The following is a 20,946-nucleotide window of genomic DNA, read 5'->3' as shown; positions in this document are numbered from 1 at the left end:
CTGAGCTTGCTCTAGTATAGAAGGCCCCCTTTTAGGGGGTAATCACAAAGCCACCTTCTTCAGAAGGTGGTTTTTTATATCTACGATAAGGCAACACTGGTCAGTACCTGCAAATTACTGGATAATCAGGAGATTGAAAGTGACGATTTCCGGAGTCAGATATGAAGTCATTTATTGCCACTATACTGTTGGCACTGTTATTTGTGCTGGCGTTGATCTTTGGATCCCGTAACGAACAAGTAGTCACAATCAGTTATTTTGTCGCACAAGGTGAATATCGGTTGCCTATTGTACTTGCCGTAGTGTTTTTAGCTGGCTTTTTGGTTAGTTGGTTCATCGCGTTTTATTACATACTACGGTTGAAGTTTTCGCTGAAAAGCGCCCGAAAAAAAATTATGGCCTTAACCGCTTCACAGCAGGAGCAAGACGCCTGATATGTTGGAACTGCTTTTCCTGCTGTTGCCCATAGCCGCCGCTTATGGCTGGTATATGGGCCGACGCAATCTGAGACAAAAGCAGAATTTACAGCAAAAAAAGCTGAGCCGTGATTATTTCACCGGGCTTAATTTCTTGTTGTCCAATGAATCTGATAAAGCCGTTGATCTGTTTATCAGTATGTTGGATGTCGATGACGAAACCATAGATACCCATCTTTCATTAGGCTCGCTGTTTCGTAAACGCGGCGAAGTTGATAGAGCTATACGCATTCATCAAAATCTTATTGCTAGGCCGTCTCTATCAAACGAACAGCGTGATTTAGCCATGATGGAGTTGGGAAAGGATTACCTCGCCGCAGGTTTTTATGACCGCGCTGAAGAGATCTTTTTGAATCTTGCTGGTCAGGAAGATCATTCTGAAGATGCCGAAAATGCACTTATTGCTATCTATCAGATGACCAAGGAGTGGCAAAAGGCCATTGATATTACGCGCCGACTGCCTCGTAAAAGTCAGCAAGCATTAAAACCTGTCATTGCACATTTTTATTGTCAACTTGCGGAAGAAAATCCTGACAAGGCAGGAAAAATCAAACTGTTACGTCAGGCGCTAAAACTCGATCTGCAATGTGGACGGGCATTGTTGGAACTCGCGGGTATCTATTTGGCATTCGAACAATTTGATGAATGCAGACAGATGCTAGAAAAGTTGATTGATGCCGATGTTGAGTTGTTTGCAGATGGATTGGGGTTTGCCAAGCAAATGACCCAAGCCACCGGTGACAAAGCGGGATATCAGCAGTTATTGGCGCGCGCAATAAGTAGTGGTGCCGGCGCGTCAGTTGTCGTCGCCTTAGCATTGAATATGATTGAGAAAGGTGAACCGAAAGCGGCGGAGGCAATGGTCTTGGACAAGCTATATCGTCACCCGACCATGCGCGGCTTTCAATTATTGATGCAAATGCATATTCAACAGGCTGAAAAAGGGCAGGCGCGTGATAGCTTGGCTATGCTTGAGCAGTTAGTCGAACAGCAAATAAAATTTCGGCCCAGTTATCGTTGTCGGGAATGCGGATTTCCGTCACATACTCTTTACTGGCATTGTCCCTCTTGTAAAAATTGGGGCAGCATTAAACGTATTCGTGGTCTTGATGGTGAATAGACCACTGGAATTACTGATCCATTGGAGTTCAAATGTTGGAAAAACCTATTGTAGTGGCACTTGATTTTGACAATAAATTCAATGCACTACAACTCGTTGATAAACTAGATCCTAATCTATGTCGGTTGAAAATTGGCAAAGAGATGTTCACTCTGTTTGGCCCGCAACTGGTGCGTGACATTCAAAATCGGGGTTTTGATTTATTTCTTGATTTGAAGTTTCATGACATCCCGAATACTGTCGCCAAAGCAGTAACTGCAGCCGCAGAACTCGGGGTATGGATGGTAAACGTCCATGCCAGTGGTGGTTTGGCGATGATGGAAGCCGCGCGTAAAGCCCTGTTACCCTATGGAGAGAATGCGCCATTACTGATAGCGGTAACCGTGCTAACTTCGATGAGCAGTGAAGAACTGCAAATGTTAGGGATTAACGCCAGTGCTGAAGAGCAGGTAAAACGTCTGGCGAAGCTCACCTATGAGGCTGGGCTCAATGGGGTTGTATGTTCAGCACAGGAAGCACGCACATTAAAAACCCAGTTTGGGGAAGATTTCAAACTCGTGACTCCGGGAATACGTCCAATCGGCAGCGACGCTGCCGATCAAAAGCGGATAATGACACCTAAAGCAGCCTTGGATGCCGGTGCGGATTATTTGGTCATCGGCCGCCCAATTACTCAGGCTGAGGAGCCTCTGGCTACACTTGAAGCGATTTATCATTCGATTGGCTTAAGGTCGTAAATATGGCTAATGCATTACAGGAACAGTTACTCAAAGCCGGCTTGACGAATAAGCAAAAAATTAAAGATGTAAAAACGCAAAAAAAGCGCAATCGGAAGTCTAATATCGACGATGGTAGCGAAGCCCTGAAGCAACAGGTTGCAGCGCAAAAGGCGGAACAGGCCAAGCGTGATAAACAGCTAAACGAACAGCGTTTTGCAGAAGCGACCGAAAAAGGTCTGGTTAAAGGTCTGGTTAATGAGGTCAAAAAACAGGCAATTACCTTAGCTAAAGAAGGTGATATTAAATTTAATTACACCTTACTTAATAAAATTTATTCCGTGTACATTGATAATGTACAACAGCAGCAGTTATTGAACGGAAAGCTCGGCATTGCGCGAATCGAAGAGCACAGTTACCTGGTACCTCATAAATTGGCGGAACGCGTTTACATGTTAGTGCCAGAGTGGGTGGGTTATTTATGGCAATCGCAGGCAGACCAACCAAGTAAAGATGATGATGAAGATCCCTATGCGGATTATGTGATCCCAGACGATCTGATGTGGTAATCAAGGCGAAGCGGCTTCTCATGGAGCCGTTTGTTTATTCGGAAGTGTATGTTGTTGCGAGATCGTGCGTCTTTTCCCAGTGAATTTATCCATAAAGAAATTAAGGGAAAAACTACAAAAAATCTCATTTTGTAATTAACCCAAGCTGGAGTAGATTATGCGCCTCGAAATGCCGTGGTGGCTTATTCTGGTGTCTTGTAAGGGTTAACAAAGTGGAACTCACTCTTTACGTGAAATTCTTTTTGGGTTTATTGGCAATTATCAATCCTATCGGACTCTTGCCTGTCTTTGTCAGTCTTACCAGCCATCAATCGGCCGCTGAACGTGACCAAACCGCTAAAGTTGCTAACTTTGCAGTAGTGATAATTTTGCTGAGTACTATTGTCGCTGGCCAACTGATCCTCAATATGTTCAGTATTTCACTGTCCGCATTTCGTATTGCCGGTGGCACCTTGATTGCCATCATCGCTATGTCGATGCTGCAAGGAAAACTCAGTGAAGTTAAGCGTAATCCAGAGGAAGACCGCGAAGCCTCAATGATGGATTCCGTTGCTGTTGTGCCATTAGCCTTACCGTTAATGGCGGGCCCGGGTGCCATTAGCTCTGTCATCGTCTTTGCCGCTGAGCACAAAGGCATTCTTAATGTGCTGGCGATGTCAGTAACGGTGGTGTTGTTTGGATTACTTAGCTTTACCTTGTTTCGTATGGCCACCGCAATAAACAAACTGTTAGGTAAAACCGGCATTAACGTCATTACCCGTTTGATGGGATTGCTGATGTTGTCCATCGGCATTGAAGTCATGGCTGCCGGCTTAAAAGGGCTTTTCCCAAGTTTGCTAGGCTAGTGATTTATAGGTGACTAAATTCCATTAGTGACGCTGCCCGAGGGCTGAACAGTTGTTGATGCAGTCGGGCGGCAAATTCATCTGTCATTCCGGCAATATAATCCGCAATAACTCGCAGACTATTTCCGCCATGCCGTTGTGCGGATTGCCAGCGCTCCTGGGTATTGAACGGTAATAGCCGCAATGGATCGGATGCCAGCGCTTCAAATAATTCCATGACAATCTGTTGTCCTTTGTATTCCAGCATTTGAATCTCCGGCTTACGCACGACATATTTCAGTACAAATTGTTTGAGAATTTCTAGCAATTCATCATATGGCGCTTCAATCGTTGCTTGATAGCGCAATAGCGGTTCAGTAAACCCACTGATTTCTTTGATACAAATCGCGGTGACTAGGGCGTTTACCAGTGTGCCAATGGCATCTTTACGGCGGTAATGCTTGCTGGAAAACAGGCGACCGTCAATGTTATCCAATTGTTCCTTTATCCACGGCTCCTGCAAACAGGACAACCTAGGAGACACAAACTCTAGCCACTGTTCACGGTTGACGATGCCCATCACTATCGCATCTTCCAGATCATGTACGGCATAGGCGATATCGTCCGCCAATTCCATAATGGTACTGTCAAATGATTTGTGGAGGGTACGCTGATGTTGGCCTGTTGCAGTTTCTGTGCTGCGAATAAATTCCGCACGATCATGATCAGTGAGTGGCGCCAGTACCCAGTTAAACACGGCACAATCATCGTTAAATATTGCTTTTACCGGTGGCCATTCACTGGGTTTCAGTTGTCGATAATTAACCACTGCTGCCTGAGTGGTCTTGGCTCTCAGCGATTCCGCCAGGGCTGGATATTTCATCACCCCCAACAAAGTGCGACGGGTCAGGTTCATACCATAGTGTTCGGTATAAGGTTCTAACTTGGTCAGAATGCGAAACGTCTGGCCGTTGCCTTCAAAACCGCCATGATCTCGCATCATATAGTTGAGTGCGGTTTCGCCACCATGACCATAAGGTGGATGACCAATATCATGAGCCAAACATAAAGATTCAATCAGACTCATAGAATCGAGCCAGCGCTCCATTTCTGGATAACGCTGTTTAAGCTGCGCAGCAATACCAGTCCCTATCTGAGACACCTCCAGCGAGTGAGTGAGGCGAGTGCGATAAAAGTCGTTCATGCCTACCCCCAAAACCTGGGTTTTGGCCTGCAGTCGTCTAAATGCAGCCGAGTGCATGATACGAGCTCGGTCTCGCTGATAAGGTGACCGATGATCATTTCGTCGTTGGCTAAGGTCTTGTTCTCTGCGTTCTAGCCAAGGATTAGTTTCCATTGATAGCGTCCCTGTTTATAACAGCTGATTGATCTGGTCTAGGTCGAGAGTAAAACTGGGGATAAATTCTTTACGAAAATAACGTACAGCCGGATCGGGATTGTTATCCAGCATCTCTTCCAGACGTTTTTTCGCTGAATTAAATTCACTGTTGCCCGCATGCTTTTCTTCCAGACATTTAAGATAAGCACACAAGGTATCCGCCGATTTTACCAATTTACGATAATCGGCTTCATTTTCATCACTGATAAATAATGCCTGATAATCTTCCCGAAAGATTGCCGGTACCATCTGCAACAGTCGCTCTTCGGCAATGGCTTCAATTTTTTTGTATTCAGTTTCAATATCTTTGTTGAAATACTTCACTGGCGTGGGTAAATCACCGGTCAGCACCTCACTGGCATCATGAAAGATGGCTAACGTTGCCGCGCGATCAGGTGAGTAAGCGCCATTAAAAAGACGATTACTGATAATGGCGAGCGCGTGGGCTACCATCGCAACCTGCAGCGAATGTTCCTGTACATTCTCTTGGCGAATATTGTGCATTAGCGGCCAACGCTGAATGAGTTTCATCCTGGCGAGGTGGGCAAACAGATGACTCATCTTATCCTCTTTGATGATACTGAATTTTTAAGTACTTTAACGCAAGCGCAAGGGGAATGGCAGTGACGTGGTGACAATAATAAGAAGCCGTGACGGGCACGGCTTCTTTGACAGATTACTGATGGTAATGCCCGAGAAAATCTCCAAAGGCGAACAAGGCGCGTTGTAGATCTTCTTTGTACGGTAGGAATACTACTCGTAAATGATCGGGCTCTGCCCAGTTAAAGGCGGTTCCCTGTACTAATAATATTTTCTTCTCTCTTAACAGATCGAGCACTAGCCGTTCGTCGTCACGAATGCTAAAACGCTTAGCGTCTAATTTCGGAAACGCGTACATGGCTCCCTTAGGTTTTTTACAGCTCACCCCAGGGATCTGATTCAGCAGATCGTAACAAGTATCACGCTGTAAAGTTAACCGGCCTTCGGGCGCAGTGAGTTCATTAATACTCTGATAACCACCTAATGCCGTTTGGATACCGTGCTGATTAGGCACGTTGGCGCAAAGGCGCATTGAGGACAGCATCTCCAGCCCTTCAATATAGCTTTTTGCCGCCTTGAGGTTGCCAGACAACATCATCCAGCCGACGCGGAAACCCGCAGCACGATAGGCTTTTGAAAGACCATTAAAGGTCACGGTCAGGATATCATCCGATAAGCTGGCAGCATGAGTATGCTGTACACCGTCATACAGAATTTTGTCGTAAATCTCATCGGCAAACAGAATTAATGAATGCTCACGGCAAATCTCTACAATTTCCAACAAAAGCTCTTTCGGATAAACCGCACCCGTTGGGTTGTTAGGATTAATGACTACAATACCACGTGTGCGAGGGGTGATTTTGCTGCGAATATCATCTAGATCCGGGAACCAGTCCGCTTCTTCATCACAAATATAATGCCGAGCTTTGCCGCCCGCCAGATTCACCGCCGCAGTCCATAAAGGATAGTCAGGTGAGGGCAACAGTATTTCGTCTTCAGTGTTTAGCAAACCCTGCATAGACATCATGATGAGCTCAGATACACCGTTACCGATATAAACATCCTCGATATCCACGCCGTGAATACCTTTGGACTGATAATGCTGCACAATCGCCTTACGAGCGGAGAACAGACCTTTTGATTCACAATAACCCTGAGAAGATGGCAGGTTCAGGATCACATCACGGACAATTTCTTCGGGGGCTTCGAAACCAAAAACGGCTGGGTTCCCGATATTGAGCTTGAGGATTCGGTGACCTTCATCTTCCAGGCGGCGGGCTTCCTTATGAACTGGACCACGAATGTCATAACAAACACTGTCCAGTTTATGGGATTTTATTACGGGCCGCATATTACCTCGAAGCTGATGGCTTAAAACAAATAGATTGGACGGAGAACAATAGCGAATTTCAAAGCATATAAAAAGAGGTAAATAAAAAAATATCTATATTTTTCAGATGATTTATCCGCCAATTTCAAAATAATTTCATAGATGCAAAATATAGTGCTGACATTTTCACATGTTGGGAGATTTTCCACTAATAAACCGTCAGGCCAATGAATAAATCTATATGCGTTAAACTCGTATAATTACCCAACAGTACCCCATTGAAAATTGCATGGCATGGTCAGTTAATGAACTGAATTAACTTGTAAAGTGGTTAATGTTAGCGAGAGCTTAAGCACTTGTGTCGTTAAGCATAGATATTTGGTTGACTAGTGTTCATAAGCGATTTATTTTCAGCCAGATGTTATTGGGATGGTGTCCTGATGCTTAATTGCTCAAGGAATAACCTACCAGACAGTTAACGGGTGCAACGGAATAACAACAAAGCACCATTAAACTATTTGGCCTTGCGGCCCTTTAAATTTGAGGACCTAAGTGCATGTCTGAACCGACAGCGTTAAGTCTAATCCCACCTATTGTGGTGTTGGTTTGTGCCATTTTGCTGCGACGTCCAATTTTGGCGTTAATTATCGGAGCGGTAACCGGCTTAGTACTAATTAACCCGGCAGAGGTGCTAAACAGCTTTGCAGATGCATCACTCAAAGTCATGGCCGATGAAACCATCGGTTGGCTGATATTAGTATGTGGTAGTTTCGGTGCTTTAATCGCGTTACTTGTGCGTACCGGTGGCGCTTTGGCCTTCGGAAGAAATGCCATGCGTTTTGCCAAAGGTCCACGCTCATCCTTGCTGATGACGTTTGTATTAGGGATTGTCATCTTTATTGATGATTACCTGAATGCGTTAACTGTGGGTGAGACCATGAAGCGAGTAACCGACAGGTTTAAAATATCCCGCGAAATGCTGGCGTATATTGTTGACTCAACCGCAGCGCCAGTGTGTGTGATTGTCCCTGTGTCTACCTGGGCCGTATTCTTTGGCGGCTTGTTGGTTGACAATGGTGTCGCGGCCAAAGGTGAGGGGATAAATGTGTATATGCAAGCTATTCCCTACATGCTTTACGCCTGGCTGGCGGTGTTGATGGTGTTATTGGTGTCCGCCGGCATTGTGCCTGCTATTGGTCCAATGAAAAAAGCAGAACTTGCTGCCAAAACCGGAATGCCGACCCAAGAACAAGCGAAAGTCGATGAAGTTTTAACTTCAGACGATTATGCGGTGAGAGCACTGGAAGCGGAATTCAAACATGCGGATAAACAGGGACAATTGCACAACTTTTTAGTGCCGATGCTGCTGTTGGTCGCATTTACTGTTTATTTCGATATTGATGTCTGGAAAGGGTTGCTGGCAACATTGGTGGTTACCATTCCTTATTATGCCGTTCAACGCCTGATGCCTTTCGCAGAGATGATGGATCAGATGATTGATGGTTTTAAAAGTATGCTACCAGCCATCGGCACAGTGATTGCGGCTTTTGTTTTTAAAGACGTCTGCGACCAGTTGATGTTGCCACAGTATGTCATTGAGGTGCTGAGTCCTTACATGACGGCGCAGATGTTGCCTGCTCTGGTGTTTGTTGCCATGGCGATCCTGGCCTTCGCAACGGGGTCGAGTTGGGGAATTTTTGCAGTAACGATTCCGATTGTTATGCCACTGGCAAAATCTGTTGGCGCAGATATTCCACTTGTAGTAGGGGCATTGCTATCGGCAGCTTCATTTGGCAGTCAGGCGTGTTTCTATTCAGATTCGACTGTGCTTGCAGCACAAGGTTCTGGCTGTAATTTGGTGAGCCATGCTGTCACCCAGTTGCCTTATGCGTTAATAGCCGCGGTAATCGCGTTTTTCGGATTTATTCTAATCGCCTGATTTGAATTCAGTCGAGCGGTTCAGTTGTGACCTCTCCGGATTCACCAAATAAAAAAGCCAGCAAATTGCTGGCTTTTTTATTTTCAATACCGATTACACGCGCTTCTTGAATTCGCCGGTACGGGTATCGATTTCGATTTTGTCGCCTTCTTTAACGAAGTCTGCAACCATGATCTCCATGTCGGTACCGATCAGTTTGGCTGGCTTCATTACTTTACCAGTAGTATCACCACGGGCAGAAGGTTCAGTGTAACCAACTTCACGTACGATAGTGGTAGGCAGTTCAACAGAGATAGCTTTACCGTTATAGAAAGTTACCTGACAAACTTCTTCCATACCGTCGACGATAAAGTTGATAGCATCGCCCATGTTCTCAGCTTCTACGTCGTACTGGTTGTACTCAGCATCCATGAAAACATACATTGGGTCGGCAAAGTAGGAATAGGTACATTCCAGACGTTCTAACTGGATATCATCCAGTTTGTCATCCGCTTTGAATACAGTTTCAGTACCTGAACCTAACAGCAGGTTCTTCAGTTTCATTTTACAAACTGCCGAGTTACGGCCAGATTTGTTGTATTCGGTCTTCAGTACAACCATAGGGTTGCCATCAACCATGATCACGTTACCTGCGCGGATTTCCTGAGCAGTTTTCATTACGTAGATTCCTATATTTCACGGTTTTTCAGTTCAGCGCAGCATCTTAGCGGTTTTTAGCCATTTTCACTAGCCTGTTTGCAAGATCTGCGTCATTTATTGCGTCAACGGGCCATTGTTTTGCATGTTGCGACAGCACCCCATTGACAAGACCCAATTTTTGCCAGTATCGGCAAACTGCCGGGCCATCTTGTTGATTAAACGCGAGATTGAGCTGTTGCCAATCTTCTGCCACGGCTGGAGCGAGATTATGGCAATAACGACGCATAAAAGCATCCAATTTTATCAAATGGGTATCTTCTTCCTGCGGATATATGTGCCAGATAAACGGTTTCGCCGCCCACTGTGCTCGCAGAAACGAATCTTCTCCACGGACGATATTGAAGTCGCAACTCCAAAGCAGTTGGTCATATCCCTGCTGATCTGTCATGGGCAATTCATGAATATGAAGATTTTTGACCAAATAACTACGGGGCTCCGATGTCGTTACATCACTTTGAGTGCTAAGCCATGTTTTTACTGTTGCCAAGCCCTTACCACGAGGAACCAGCAGATGTAGCTTGGCGGGGCTATCACTCCATAGTGCTAATAAATGATTCAGTGCGGCGTTTTCGTAGCAAAATAGACTGATCACCATGTCATCGGCGTTGATGTTGGTGAGCCCATAAGATTGCCACAAAGATAACTTGGTTTGTGGCTGTCGCTGCCAATGTTCACGTTTATCAAACAGCCCTTGCTCGCAAATCAAACCACCTGATTTCGCGGTGAAGCCAGGAAAGTAGAAAATCTTTTTTACGCCGGGAAGCGCTGACGAACCAAGGCCGTGACAGTCATCAATCCAGGATTCAGCACTGAGATATTCGAGATTAAACCAGACTGGCGGCGAGGGCAGTTGCGGCAATAGTTGCTGTATTTCATCAGGCAATTTACACGCAAACGCCTCAATAAGCACAGCGCCAGCAGTCCAATGCTGCTGTAATGGTTGCGTCCAATGAATGACGGTGACCCCGTAAAATTGTTGAGTCAGTGCCGTTGGATCGAGTTCCGGTAAAATATGGGCAAAGCTCAACAGGTCATCAACCCACAGATTGATATCCAAGTTGTACTCGTGTGCCAGTTGTCTTGCCAGACGCCAGGTGACACCGATATCGCCATAGTTATCGACGACGGTACAAAAGATATCCCAATGACGTTGAATGGATTGCATGTGTAATTTACCTATAAAAAAGGCGGCATTGTCGCCGCCTTTCTCGAAATAGGGGATGAATCAGTCTTCTAACTCGGCCAGACACATTTCGTCGTAAATCTGCTTAACCCAAGTATCTACACGTTCTTCGGTCAATTCTGGCTGACGATCTTCATCAATACCCAGGCCAACAAAGTGTTTATCGTCCACTAATGCTTTCGAGGCTTCAAATTCATAACCTTCAGTGGGCCAGTTGCCGATGATAATCGCGCCACGGGGTTCAATAATGTCACGCAAAGTGCCCATGGCATCCAGAAAATATTCTGCGTAGTCTTCCTGATCGCCACAACCAAAGATCGCAACCAGTTTGTCAGTGAAATCGATTTTTTCCAACTCTGGGAAAAAATCGTCCCAGTCACACTGTGATTCACCGTAATACCAGGTGGGAATGCCGAGGATCAGCAGATCATAAGCGGCGATATCGTCTTTGGTACTTTTGGCGATGTCTTTCACCTCAACCATTTTTTCACCCAGTTTTTTCTGGATCATTTTGGCTACAGCTTCGGTGTTACCGGTGTCGCTTCCGAAAAAAAGACCTACAGTTGCCATCGTCTTTCCTTTAATTCAACTATCTAATTTTGTTATACAATCCCGACCGAGTACCGTTAGCAAATATCTTCAATGCTTTGCTGCAAAACTTGTTCGATCAGTTGACTGCGGCTGATGTTACTGGCCGAAGCCTTTTCGTTCAAGGCGTCATATAAATCTTGTGACACCTTTAACTCAATTCGTTTTAATCCTTTTTCCTTATCCCGTTTCACCTGATTACGTTTATTTACCCGTAATTGCTGTTCTCTGGGAAGAGGATTACTTCTCGGACGGCCCCGACGCTTCTCGCTGGCAAAAAGGTCGATGGTCGTTCTGTCAGATGATTCTTTTGCCATTTATATTGTTCTTTTCACCGGACGTCGCTGTCCGCGTACCCACTTGCTGGAAGTTATTGCTAAAACCTGTATTCCGTCGCCCGGTACCGAAATGTGCATCTCGTCACCCGAAATGACCATGAATGTCGCCAGAGGTTCCATTAAGATCACAGGAATGCGCTATCGGGCATAAAAGAGGCGCGACTATAGCACATTGGTCCCGCAGTCGCTATATAAGGACGTTTGCTTTACTGTCCCGAAACATGCTTATCAAGGAACTCATGCACCAGGCGGTTGAATATCGTCGGCTTCTGCGCATGTAACCAATGTCCGGTGCCTTCTATGGCTTTCGATTCAGCGCGTGGGAACTGTTTAACAATCGCTTCCCGGTAGTTGGCGTTAACATATGTTGGGTCAGCACTGTGCAAAAACAGGATCGGGCCGCCAAAGGTAAGGTAGTCTTTACTTGCTGTATCGTTAAACCAGCCGATGATATACGGGTAGTTATCAATAAGTCCTGATAAATTCAGTTTCCATTCAAAGCCACTTTCATTGCGCCGCAGACTTTTCAGCAAAAATTGCGCAGTGGCTTCATCAACACCGTGATCTAATAAATGTTGCAGCGCTACTCGGCGATCATTGGCATCAAGCGGCAAACTTTTCATCGCGGCAAACACGGTATCATGTCGATTGGAATAGCCCACAGGGGCGATATCTGCAGCGACTACGGATAAAACCTTCTCTGGAAACAATAGCGCCGTAGCCATTGCAATCTTGCCGCCCATCGAATGGCCCACTATGTGTGCCTTTTCAATCTGAAGTTGATCAAGTAATGCGATCAGCATCTTGGCGACAGCCGGATAACTCATATCAGGCAGATGTTCACTGCGGCCATGATTGGGGCAGTCTACGCGGAGCACCCGGTAATTGGATTCCAGATCGTGTCCTAACGCTTTGAGGTTGTCACCATCACCAAATAAACCGTGAATAAGAATTACCGGAACACCGCTACCACTTTCTGTAAAAAACATTATTTCTCCGATTTCGGCGAACTCAATAAAACCTGCCGAAATAAGCTAATCTTGGAGCAAAAATTTTGCGGCAAAGCTCACATCAATACAAGTGCTGATGACTTTTACAACAACAGTTGTCTGCTTTTCAAACAGAAAATTCTTACCCTATAAAAACTATGTGTATTTCAGCGTTTTTTCGTCGATTTGCTGTGTTACAAAATCGGGATTGTGGCATACTTTTGAACCATACGATCGCTGTGGATCGTGGCCTTAAATGCCACGATCTTTAATAAGTCACAGGAATAAAGGCATGAAATACATTGAAGTTGACGAAGAACTCTATCGCTTTATTGCCGGGAAAACAGAACGTATCGGTGAAAGTGCATCAGATATCTTACGACGGTTGTTGGGATTGGATGCGCTGAGTCTCGAGACTGAGGTCCCTCCAGTAGCCGTGAGTCATCCAGGCATGGAATCGTCATATATTCCCAATAATTTGCCACCTGTTAATGAAGTCATCAATTTTGAACAGCTCTACGCATCGAGTATGTTGGAAGCGCAGAAAGGTGCCGTTGGGCGGTTTCTGTTTGTACTTGAAGCACTCTATCAGCAAATGCCGCAACAGTTTGAAAAGGTACTGCAGGTACAGGGGCGCGACCGTCTGTATTTTGCGACATCAAAAGAAGCTTTACTGGCAGCCAGTCAGTCTGCCAATCCCAAAGAGATTGGCAATAGTGGTTATTGGGTAACCACGAATAATAACACTGGCAAGAAGCACGCGATTTTACTCGAAGCACTGCAAAAACTCGGTTGTGGAGCTATTCGCGCTAAAACCATTGCCGATGAAGCGTTACCCCAGGCTTAAAGTTAGCAGCAAAGATAATCGGACAAGGAGAGCAACGTGGCTATTCATGAACGCGCGGGCAAACCGGCACAACAGCATGATCTGGTCAATATTCCCAAGCTGATGAGTTTTTATTATCGGCTTATACCTGATGTTGAAAATCCAGCTCAACGCGTGAGTTTCGGTACGTCTGGCCACAGAGGCTCGGCGTTTGCCAGCAGTTTCAACCAGAATCATATCTGGGCCATTACCCAAGCAGTGGTTGATTATCGACAGCAGCAACAGATTCATGGCACGTTATTCTTGGGGATGGATACGCATGCGCTATCGCAGGCCGCTTATATTTCAGCACTGGAAGTATTGCTGGCCAATGATGTGCAAGTGGTAGTGCAACAAAACGAAAGTTTTACGCCAACGCCGGTTGTCTCCCAGGCAATCGTGGCAGCAAATCTCGGCAAAGCCAAAGATGATCCGACCCTGAGTGATGGTATCATCATCACTCCTTCGCACAATCCGCCCCAAGATGGTGGCATTAAATACAATCCGCCACATGGCGGACCGGCCGAAGGTTCCGTCACCAGTTGGATTGAGTCACGCGCGAATGAATATCTCAAGTGCCAGTTGGAAGGGGTGAAAAAGCTTAACTATGGCACGGCAGTCGCCATTGGGTTGGTCAAACAACAGGATCTGATCACGCCTTATGTTTCCGCGTTGGAAGAAGTAATTGATATGGAGGCCATCGCCAAAGCTGGGGTGAATATCGGTGTTGATCCTTTAGGTGGTTCCGGTATCTTTTATTGGGAAAATATCGCTAAGACTTACGGCTTAAAGATTACCCTGGTAAACGATAAGGTCGATCCGACGTTCGGCTTTATGCCGCTGGACAAGGACGGCAAAATCCGTATGGATTGTTCGTCACCCTACGCGATGGCTGGGTTGCTGAAACATCAGGATGAATTTGATGTGTGTATTGGTAATGATCCGGACTACGACCGCCATGGTATTGTGTGCCCGCGCAGTGGTTTGATGAATCCCAACCATTACCTAGCGGTGGCCATCGACTATCTTCTGAGTCATCGTCCGCAGTGGTCTGAAGCATTGAAGATAGGCAAGACACTGGTATCCAGCGCGCTCATTGACAAAATCGTAGCGTCACACCAACGACAGTTATGTGAAGTTCCCGTGGGCTTTAAATGGTTCGTTGATGGGTTGGCAGATGCCAGTTTCGCCTTTGGCGGTGAAGAGAGTGCTGGTGCAGCCTTCCTCAAACGCGATGGCACTACGTGGTGTACCGACAAAGACGGCATTATATTAGGGTTGCTTGCTGCGGAGATCATAGCGGTTACCGGCAAAACGCCCGCCGAGCGCTATGAAGAGTTAGTGGCAGAATTCGGTCGCTGTTATTACCGGCGCATTGACAGTCCGATTAATGCCAAACAAAAAGCTCGGTTTGGCAGTTTGAACGCAGATACACTGGGCGCAGACACTATCGCTGGCGATAAAATAGCCGCGGTACTGACCCATGCTCCTGGCAATAATGCGGCTATTGGCGGTATTAAGGTGACGACTGCCAATGGTTGGTTTGCGGCCAGACCGTCCGGCACTGAAGCATTATTTAAAATTTATGCCGAAAGTTTTGTCAGTGAACAACATCTTGATCGCTTAATGGCAGAAGCACAACAAATCATAAAAGAGGCGTTAAAAGGTTAATGCTTGCTGCTCAACCATCGCAACATAAAACGCACTCATTAGAGTGCGTTTTTATGTCCGGATATCAATTAATATTTGATCTTATAATCAATATTCAATATGGCAACTGGGCAGGTCATTTTTGCGAATGTAGTCCTGATGATAGTCTTCCGCTTTATGGAAGGTTTGTGCTGGCACAATTTCGGTGACAATCTGACGCATGCCCCATTTGCCACTGCGCATCAGCGCCAATTTGGAGGCTTCTGCCAGTTGTTTCTGTTCTTTATCATGGAAAAACACCACACTGCGATACTGTGTCCCCATATCCGCACCTTGCTTATTGAGGCTGGTAGGGTTGTGGTTTTTCCAGAAGACCTGCAATAACTCATCGTAACTGACTTGTGATGCGTCATATTCGACCTGAACTACCTCTGCATGACCGGTAGTCCCTTTTTTCACTTGCTCATAGGTGACTGCTTTATCACCACCGCCCATGTAGCCACTGGTGGCATTGAGTACACCGGGCACTTGCCGGAAAAAATATTCGACGCCCCAGAAGCAGCCAGCGCCAAAAGTTGCAATCGCCATTATAACACTCTATTAGATGTCTAGATGGCTAAAAATTATCTACTATGACGCAATAGCTTGCAATAGCCTTTTAAGAATAAGCCATCACGACTCGCGATTAGTCGCTGTGTTACTATCAGTACGTAAGGCTTCATTAAATAAGGAGTAAACCGTGCTGCAGCAACTTCTGCAACAGGCGAATTTTCTGGAACTGACCCTTGCTAACCCTGCATTTATGGCCGAGGAACAAGCTGCTATAGCTGATCATACCCGAGTAGAACTTTGGGATACGGGGGTATTGGTGTTTACGCCGCTGCAAACGGTGCCGACTGAAGATATCGTGCTCTCAAGTGGCATTCATGGAAATGAAACCGCTCCGATTGAACTCTGTAACCAATTAATTCACGATATTCTCCAGCAGAAGATAGTGCTGCAACAACGGCTGATGTTTATTTTCGGCAATCCACCCGCCATGATTGAGGGGACGCGTTTTGTTACCGAAAACCTGAATCGGTTGTTTAACGGCGAATATGCAAATCCAAGTGTTGCCACTAATGAAGAAAGACAACGCGCCGCAAAGTTAGAATCCTATGTCCAACGCTTCTTTCAGTCTGGTGGGCGTTCAAGATTTCATTATGATCTGCATACGGCGATTCGTCGTTCACACCATCAACGATTTGCCATTTGTCCGTTTCGCCACGAAAAACCCCATTTAAAGCAGCAGCTCGCATTTTTAAATGCTGCCGGAGTTGATGCTTTTTTAATGCATCATGAAGCCACAACCACCTTCAGTTATGCCTCATCTGTGAAATATCAGGCTGAAGCCTTTACGGTCGAACTGGGTAAAGTGATGCCTTTTGGGCAGAACGATTTGTCTCAGCTCGCCGCCACCCGTGAGATGTTGATTCGGGTGATTTCTGAGAGTGAGTTTCCGGCATTGACCTATCAACCTGAGAACCTGGTGCTATATCGCGTTTGCCGTTCTTTAAACAAGCATTTTGCGGATTTTACGTTTGCCTTCAGTAACGATCTGCCAAATTTTACTCAGTTTGCCAAAGGTGAGGTGTTAGCTTACGAAAACAATCAACCAATAACGGCAGAATATGCCGGCGAAGCGATAGTCTTTCCTAATGCACAGGTACCGATCGGCCAACGTGCCGCGTTGTGCGTTATCGCCGATGATGCCATCACGCTTGCGTAATATGTAAAGCTAGATATACGCGTCATAATAATCAAAGTTGATGATAGCCAGATCACAGAGATTGCCAGCCGCTTAAAGTTACCCTAGTGTGCTGGACGAGCATAGAAATCAATGGCGGGAGTAAGCCCGCCTAATCAAAATAAAAGAGCACATCATGAGCAACGCAACGTTTACCCAACAGGTTGTCCATCGTGCAACATTTCTCGAACGGGACTCACTAACTATTCCGATCCTGAAACTACTGCAAGCAGATGGCACCACCTTCGAAAACGCCGTGCTTCCCCAGATTGATGAAGCGCTGTCGCGGAAAATTTTTGATGCCTGTGTATTTATCAGAACGCTGGATGAACGCATGTTGGCTGCACAGCGTCAGGGACGTATCAGTTTTTATATGACTTGTACTGGTGAAGAAGCTGCTGTCATTGGCAGTGCGGCAGCACTCGATCCTGAAGACATCATCCTGGCCCAATACCGAGAACATGCAGCATTACGTTACCGTGGGTTCACCACTGAGCAGTTTATGCACCAGATGTTCAGCAATGAAAAAGATCTGGGCAAAGGTCGGCAAATGCCGATCCATTACGGCAGTAATCAACTGCATTTTCAGACCATTTCATCCCCATTAGCAACGCAGATCCCCCAGGCATCCGGTGTCGGTTACTCGTTAAAAATGCAGGGAAAACGCAATGTTGCCATCTGTTATTTTGGTGAGGGTGCAGCATCAGAGGGCGATTTCCACGCCGGTTTGAATATGGCTTCTGTCCATAAAGTGCCGGTAATCTTTTTCTGTCGAAACAATGGTTACGCCATTTCTACCCCTACCGAAGAGCAATATGCCGGCAATGGTATTGCCAGTCGCGGTTTGGGTTATGGCATGCATACCATTCGGGTTGATGGCAATGATATGTTGGCGGTTTTGTCTGCCACCCAGCAAGCCCGAGCTTGGGCGATAGAACATAGTGAACCGGTATTAATCGAAGCTATGACATACCGCCTTGGGGCGCACTCTTCTTCAGATGATCCGTCAGGCTATCGTTCTAAAGATGAAGAAGCACGTTGGCAGCAGCACGATCCGGTTAAACGTTTCAAATTGTGGCTGATCAACAAAGGCTGGCTCACCGAAGAGGATGATACAGAACTTCACAGCCGTTACAGACAGGAAGTGCTAGATGCGCTGAAAGTGGCAGAAAAAGTACCATCACCCAAGCTCGATGAGATGATTGAGGATGTTTACGACGTGCCAACCACAAACCTCAAAAAACAACTGGCAGAATTGAAAGCACATGTTGCCAAATATCCCAAAGCTTATCCCAAGACCTCTGGGAGGTTATAAGCATGGCTAAAATGAATATGTTGCAAGCCATTAATAACGCGCTGATGCTGGCAATGACAGCCGATGACAAGATGCTGGTGTTTGGTGAAGACGTTGGTCATTTTGGTGGCGTATTCCGTGCTACATCAGGGTTGCAGGATAAATTTGGCAAAGATCGCTGTTTCGATACGCCTTTAACCGAACAGGGGATCGCCGGTTTTGCCAACGGTCTGGCATCTAATGGCATGACACCAGTAGCCGAAATCCAATTTGCTGATTACATTTTCCCAGCATTTGACCAGATCGTGAATGAATCCGCCAAGTTTCGCTATCGCAGTGGTAACCAATTCAACGTGGCCGGACTGACATTTCGTACCCCGTATGGTGGCGGTATTGCCGGTGGTCATTACCATTCACAATCGCCAGAAGCGTATTTTACGCAGGTTGCCGGTCTTAAAGTGGTGGTGCCTCGCAATGCTTATCAGGCTAAAGGCTTATTGTTATCGGCCATTCACGATCCTAATCCCGTAGTGTTTTTTGAACCAAAACGATTGTATCGGGCGTCAGTAAATGATGTGCCAGAAGATGCCTATGAACTACCACTAGGTCAGGCGGAAGTTGTTCGCGAAGGTAAGGATATTACCTTGCTGGCATGGGGTGCCCAGATGGACGCTATCGAAAAGGCAGCGGACATGGCCGCAGAAGAAGGTATTGATTGCGAAGTGATTGATTTACGCACCTTAGCTCCCTGGGATGTAGAAACCGTGGCATTATCGGTACGGAAGACCGGTCGACTGCTCGTAAACCATGAAGCGCCACTGACCGGCGGATTCGCTGGTGAAATTGCGGCCACTATCCAACAGGAATGTTTCTTGTATCTGGAATCCCCAATCGCCCGTGTCTGTGGTCTGGATACGCCATACCCATTGATCCATGAGAAGGAATATATGCCGGATGCGCTAAAAACCTTTGAAGCTATCAAAGCCTCGGTGAATTTCTAGGAGTCGCGCATGATTAAGGATTTTATTCTGCCAGATATCGGCGAAGGTGTCGTTGAGTGTGAACTGATGGAATGGCTCGTAGCCGAAGGCGAGCGGGTCGAAGAAGATCAGCCGGTTTGCGAAGTCATGACCGATAAGGCTTTGGTGCAGATCCCTGCGCCATTTTCTGGTGTCATCGCTAAGCTTTATTACGCTAAGGGCGAAGTCGCCAAAGTACATTCACCGTTGTATGCGGTAACGATGGATGAAGGAGGTTTTACTGAGGCAGTGGCGACAAAACCCTCAGAACCAAAAGCCATGCCCGCAAGTCGCGGTAAGCTCGTAGAAGATTTTCTGTTACCTGATATTGGTGAAGGAATCGTCGAATGTGAACTGGTGGATTGGTTAGTCGCAGAAGGGGATCTGATTGAAGAAGATCAACCGATCTGCGATGTGATGACCGATAAAGCGCTGGTCCAGATCCCGGCAATCAAGTCAGGGAAAGTCGTAAAACTTTATTATGACAAAGGGCAAGTGGCTAAGGTACACGCCCCGTTGTTTGCTATTGAAACTGATGCGGAAGGTGCTGTTGCAGAAACGGTTGTTGAGGCAGCGTCTACCGCCAACGAGGCGAGCAATGTGGTCACGACGCCAGTAGAACAGGGCAAAGCGCTGGCCAGCCCAGCAGTCCGCCGCTTGGCTCGCAGTCTTGATGTAAATATCGCCGATGTCCCCGGCAGCGGTAAGCATGGTCGAGTATATAAAGAAGATATTGAACGCTATGTAAAAAATGCTTCAGTATCGAGCCCGTCAGCGGTTATTGAGCCTGCCCCGGTCGTGACGCCGGTTACCGTGTCAACATCAGTAGCGGATAAGGTTGTGCCAATCAAAGGCGTACAGGCGGTGATGGCACGACAGATGATGGACTCAGTATCGACTATTCCCCATTTTACGTATTGTGAAGAACTGGATATCACCGATTTAGTTGCGTTAAGAGAGCAGCTAAAGCAGAAATACGCTTCTGATACGCTGAAACTGACCATGATGCCATTTTTTATGAAAGCCTTGTCGTTGGCATTGACGCAATTCCCGGTAGTCAACAGTCGGGTAAATGCGGATTGCACGGAGCTCACGTATCTTACGCGCCACAATATTGGGATGGCGGTGGATTCTAAAGTGGGCTTATTGGTGCCGAATGTTAAGGATGTGCAGGCTAAATCCATATTAGAAATCGCTGCCGAAATTACCCGACTCACAGATGCTGCCAGAAGTGGTCGAGTCGCGCCGGCAGATCTGAAAGATGGCACCATCTCAATTTCTAATATCGGTGCGCTTGGCGGTACCGTCGCAACGCCGCTAATCAACAAGCCAGAGGTGGCTATTGTTGCGCTCGGTAAGTTGCAGATCCTGCCGCGTTTTAATGCTAAAAGCGAGGTCGAAGCCCGCAAGATTATGCAGGTGAGTTGGTCTGGCGATCACCGTGTAATCGATGGTGGGACTATTGCGCGCTTCTGTAATTTATGGAAGCAGTATCTTGAGCAACCTCAGGAAATGTTGTTAGCGATGAAGTAAGCGATTAAAGCCCCTTTTAGGGGCTTTTTACTGGTGTATAGTGACAACTTTGGTCTGGATATCCCGCGTAATGTCACAAAATAGTTACG

General features: G+C 46.4%; 21 protein-coding genes. 12 read left to right on the top strand and 9 right to left on the bottom strand.

All coding sequences use genetic code 11. From position 1 onward, the window contains the following. Positions 1-161: 161 nt before the first annotated feature. The 5 genes from PY479_RS15405 to PY479_RS15385 all read left to right on the top strand — a co-directional run bounded on the left by PY479_RS15405 (position 162) and on the right by PY479_RS15385 (position 3,726). The gene (locus PY479_RS15405; RefSeq protein WP_275484283.1) at positions 162-434 is read left to right on the top strand and encodes a LapA family protein; all 273 of its coding nucleotides are present in this window, start codon (positions 162-164) and stop codon (positions 432-434) included. Position 435: 1 nt separating this feature from the next. Continuing rightward, complete coding sequence (lapB, locus tag PY479_RS15400) at positions 436-1,596, top strand: lipopolysaccharide assembly protein LapB (RefSeq protein WP_275484282.1); 1,161 nt, start codon at positions 436-438, stop codon at positions 1,594-1,596. Between the two features lie 32 nt (positions 1,597-1,628). Further along, complete coding sequence (gene pyrF / locus PY479_RS15395) at positions 1,629-2,333, top strand: orotidine-5'-phosphate decarboxylase (RefSeq protein ID WP_275484281.1); 705 nt, start codon at positions 1,629-1,631, stop codon at positions 2,331-2,333. Positions 2,334-2,335: 2 nt separating this feature from the next. Then, the gene (locus tag PY479_RS15390) at positions 2,336-2,881 is read left to right on the top strand and encodes a DUF2058 domain-containing protein (protein WP_275484280.1); all 546 of its coding nucleotides are present in this window, start codon (positions 2,336-2,338) and stop codon (positions 2,879-2,881) included. A gap of 212 nt (positions 2,882-3,093) precedes the next feature. Then, positions 3,094-3,726: a YchE family NAAT transporter gene (locus PY479_RS15385; RefSeq protein ID WP_275484279.1), complete on the top strand. Its 633-nt coding sequence runs from the start codon at positions 3,094-3,096 to the stop codon at positions 3,724-3,726. A gap of 4 nt (positions 3,727-3,730) precedes the next feature. On the opposite strand, the gene PY479_RS15380 is transcribed toward PY479_RS15385, so the two are convergent. From PY479_RS15380 to PY479_RS15370, 3 genes are all read right to left on the bottom strand, one after another. Beyond that, a complete protein-coding gene (locus PY479_RS15380) occupies positions 3,731-5,062 on the bottom strand; it encodes an anti-phage deoxyguanosine triphosphatase (RefSeq protein ID WP_275484278.1) in 1,332 nt (443 codons plus the stop codon). A 15-nt stretch (positions 5,063-5,077) separates the two neighbouring features. Further along, positions 5,078-5,665: a 5'-deoxynucleotidase gene (gene yfbR / locus PY479_RS15375; protein WP_212593466.1), complete on the bottom strand. Its 588-nt coding sequence runs from the start codon at positions 5,663-5,665 to the stop codon at positions 5,078-5,080. A gap of 115 nt (positions 5,666-5,780) precedes the next feature. Next, on the bottom strand, positions 5,781-6,995 hold the full coding sequence (locus tag PY479_RS15370) for a pyridoxal phosphate-dependent aminotransferase (protein WP_212593465.1): 1,215 nt from the start codon (positions 6,993-6,995) through the stop codon (positions 5,781-5,783). Between the two features lie 535 nt (positions 6,996-7,530). Between PY479_RS15370 and PY479_RS15365 the strand changes: the two genes are divergently transcribed. After that, the gene (locus PY479_RS15365) at positions 7,531-8,913 is read left to right on the top strand and encodes a Na+/H+ antiporter NhaC family protein (RefSeq protein WP_275484277.1); all 1,383 of its coding nucleotides are present in this window, start codon (positions 7,531-7,533) and stop codon (positions 8,911-8,913) included. 93 nt (positions 8,914-9,006) lie between these two features. On the opposite strand, the gene efp is transcribed toward PY479_RS15365, so the two are convergent. The 5 genes from efp to PY479_RS15340 form a co-directional block, all read right to left on the bottom strand. Beyond that, positions 9,007-9,570 (bottom strand): elongation factor P, encoded by a 564-nt coding sequence (gene efp, locus PY479_RS15360; RefSeq protein ID WP_212593463.1) that lies wholly within the window; start codon positions 9,568-9,570, stop codon positions 9,007-9,009. 46 nt (positions 9,571-9,616) lie between these two features. Continuing rightward, complete coding sequence (earP, locus tag PY479_RS15355) at positions 9,617-10,777, bottom strand: elongation factor P maturation arginine rhamnosyltransferase EarP (protein ID WP_275484276.1); 1,161 nt, start codon at positions 10,775-10,777, stop codon at positions 9,617-9,619. 60 nt (positions 10,778-10,837) lie between these two features. Continuing rightward, positions 10,838-11,365, bottom strand: a complete 528-nt coding sequence (gene fldA, locus PY479_RS15350; RefSeq protein WP_212593461.1) for a flavodoxin FldA — start codon at positions 11,363-11,365, stop codon at positions 10,838-10,840. A gap of 56 nt (positions 11,366-11,421) precedes the next feature. Further along, positions 11,422-11,700 carry a LexA regulated protein gene (gene ybfE, locus PY479_RS15345; RefSeq protein WP_212593460.1) on the bottom strand — a complete coding sequence of 93 codons (279 nt, stop codon included), beginning with the start codon at positions 11,698-11,700 and terminating at the stop codon, positions 11,422-11,424. 227 nt (positions 11,701-11,927) lie between these two features. Beyond that, positions 11,928-12,710 carry an alpha/beta fold hydrolase gene (locus PY479_RS15340; protein WP_275484275.1) on the bottom strand — a complete coding sequence of 261 codons (783 nt, stop codon included), beginning with the start codon at positions 12,708-12,710 and terminating at the stop codon, positions 11,928-11,930. 292 nt (positions 12,711-13,002) lie between these two features. On the opposite strand from PY479_RS15340, the gene seqA reads away from it, so the two are divergent. Continuing rightward, positions 13,003-13,557, top strand: a complete 555-nt coding sequence (gene seqA, locus PY479_RS15335; protein WP_275484274.1) for a replication initiation negative regulator SeqA — start codon at positions 13,003-13,005, stop codon at positions 13,555-13,557. Positions 13,558-13,593: 36 nt separating this feature from the next. Next, positions 13,594-15,246, top strand: a complete 1,653-nt coding sequence (gene pgm / locus PY479_RS15330) for a phosphoglucomutase (alpha-D-glucose-1,6-bisphosphate-dependent) (RefSeq protein WP_275484273.1) — start codon at positions 13,594-13,596, stop codon at positions 15,244-15,246. A gap of 87 nt (positions 15,247-15,333) precedes the next feature. Here pgm and msrA read toward each other — a convergent pair whose 3' ends face one another. Beyond that, a complete protein-coding gene (msrA, locus tag PY479_RS15325; RefSeq protein ID WP_212593456.1) occupies positions 15,334-15,813 on the bottom strand; it encodes a peptide-methionine (S)-S-oxide reductase MsrA in 480 nt (159 codons plus the stop codon). A 151-nt stretch (positions 15,814-15,964) separates the two neighbouring features. Here msrA and astE point away from each other — a divergent pair, with 151 nt between their 5' ends. The 4 genes from astE (at position 15,965) to PY479_RS15305 (ending at position 20,857) form a co-directional block, all read left to right on the top strand. After that, positions 15,965-16,993 carry a succinylglutamate desuccinylase gene (astE, locus tag PY479_RS15320; protein ID WP_275484272.1) on the top strand — a complete coding sequence of 343 codons (1,029 nt, stop codon included), beginning with the start codon at positions 15,965-15,967 and terminating at the stop codon, positions 16,991-16,993. Positions 16,994-17,147: 154 nt separating this feature from the next. Next, positions 17,148-18,326, top strand: a complete 1,179-nt coding sequence (locus PY479_RS15315) for a thiamine pyrophosphate-dependent dehydrogenase E1 component subunit alpha (protein ID WP_275484271.1) — start codon at positions 17,148-17,150, stop codon at positions 18,324-18,326. Positions 18,327-18,328: 2 nt separating this feature from the next. Beyond that, entirely contained in the window at positions 18,329-19,306 is a 978-nt protein-coding gene (locus tag PY479_RS15310) for an alpha-ketoacid dehydrogenase subunit beta (protein WP_275484270.1), read from the top strand. Positions 19,307-19,315: 9 nt separating this feature from the next. Then, positions 19,316-20,857, top strand: coding sequence for a dihydrolipoyllysine-residue acetyltransferase (locus tag PY479_RS15305; RefSeq protein WP_275484269.1), 1,542 nt, complete (start codon positions 19,316-19,318; stop codon positions 20,855-20,857). Positions 20,858-20,946 lie beyond the last annotated feature (89 nt).

The sequence above is a fragment of the Shewanella sp. A32 genome (genome assembly GCF_029167175.1).
GTDB classification, from domain to species: Bacteria; Pseudomonadota; Gammaproteobacteria; order Enterobacterales; family Shewanellaceae; genus Shewanella; species Shewanella yunxiaonensis.
Note: the sequence above shows the minus strand (reverse complement) of the source record. Positions and strands in the feature narration are given on the sequence as shown.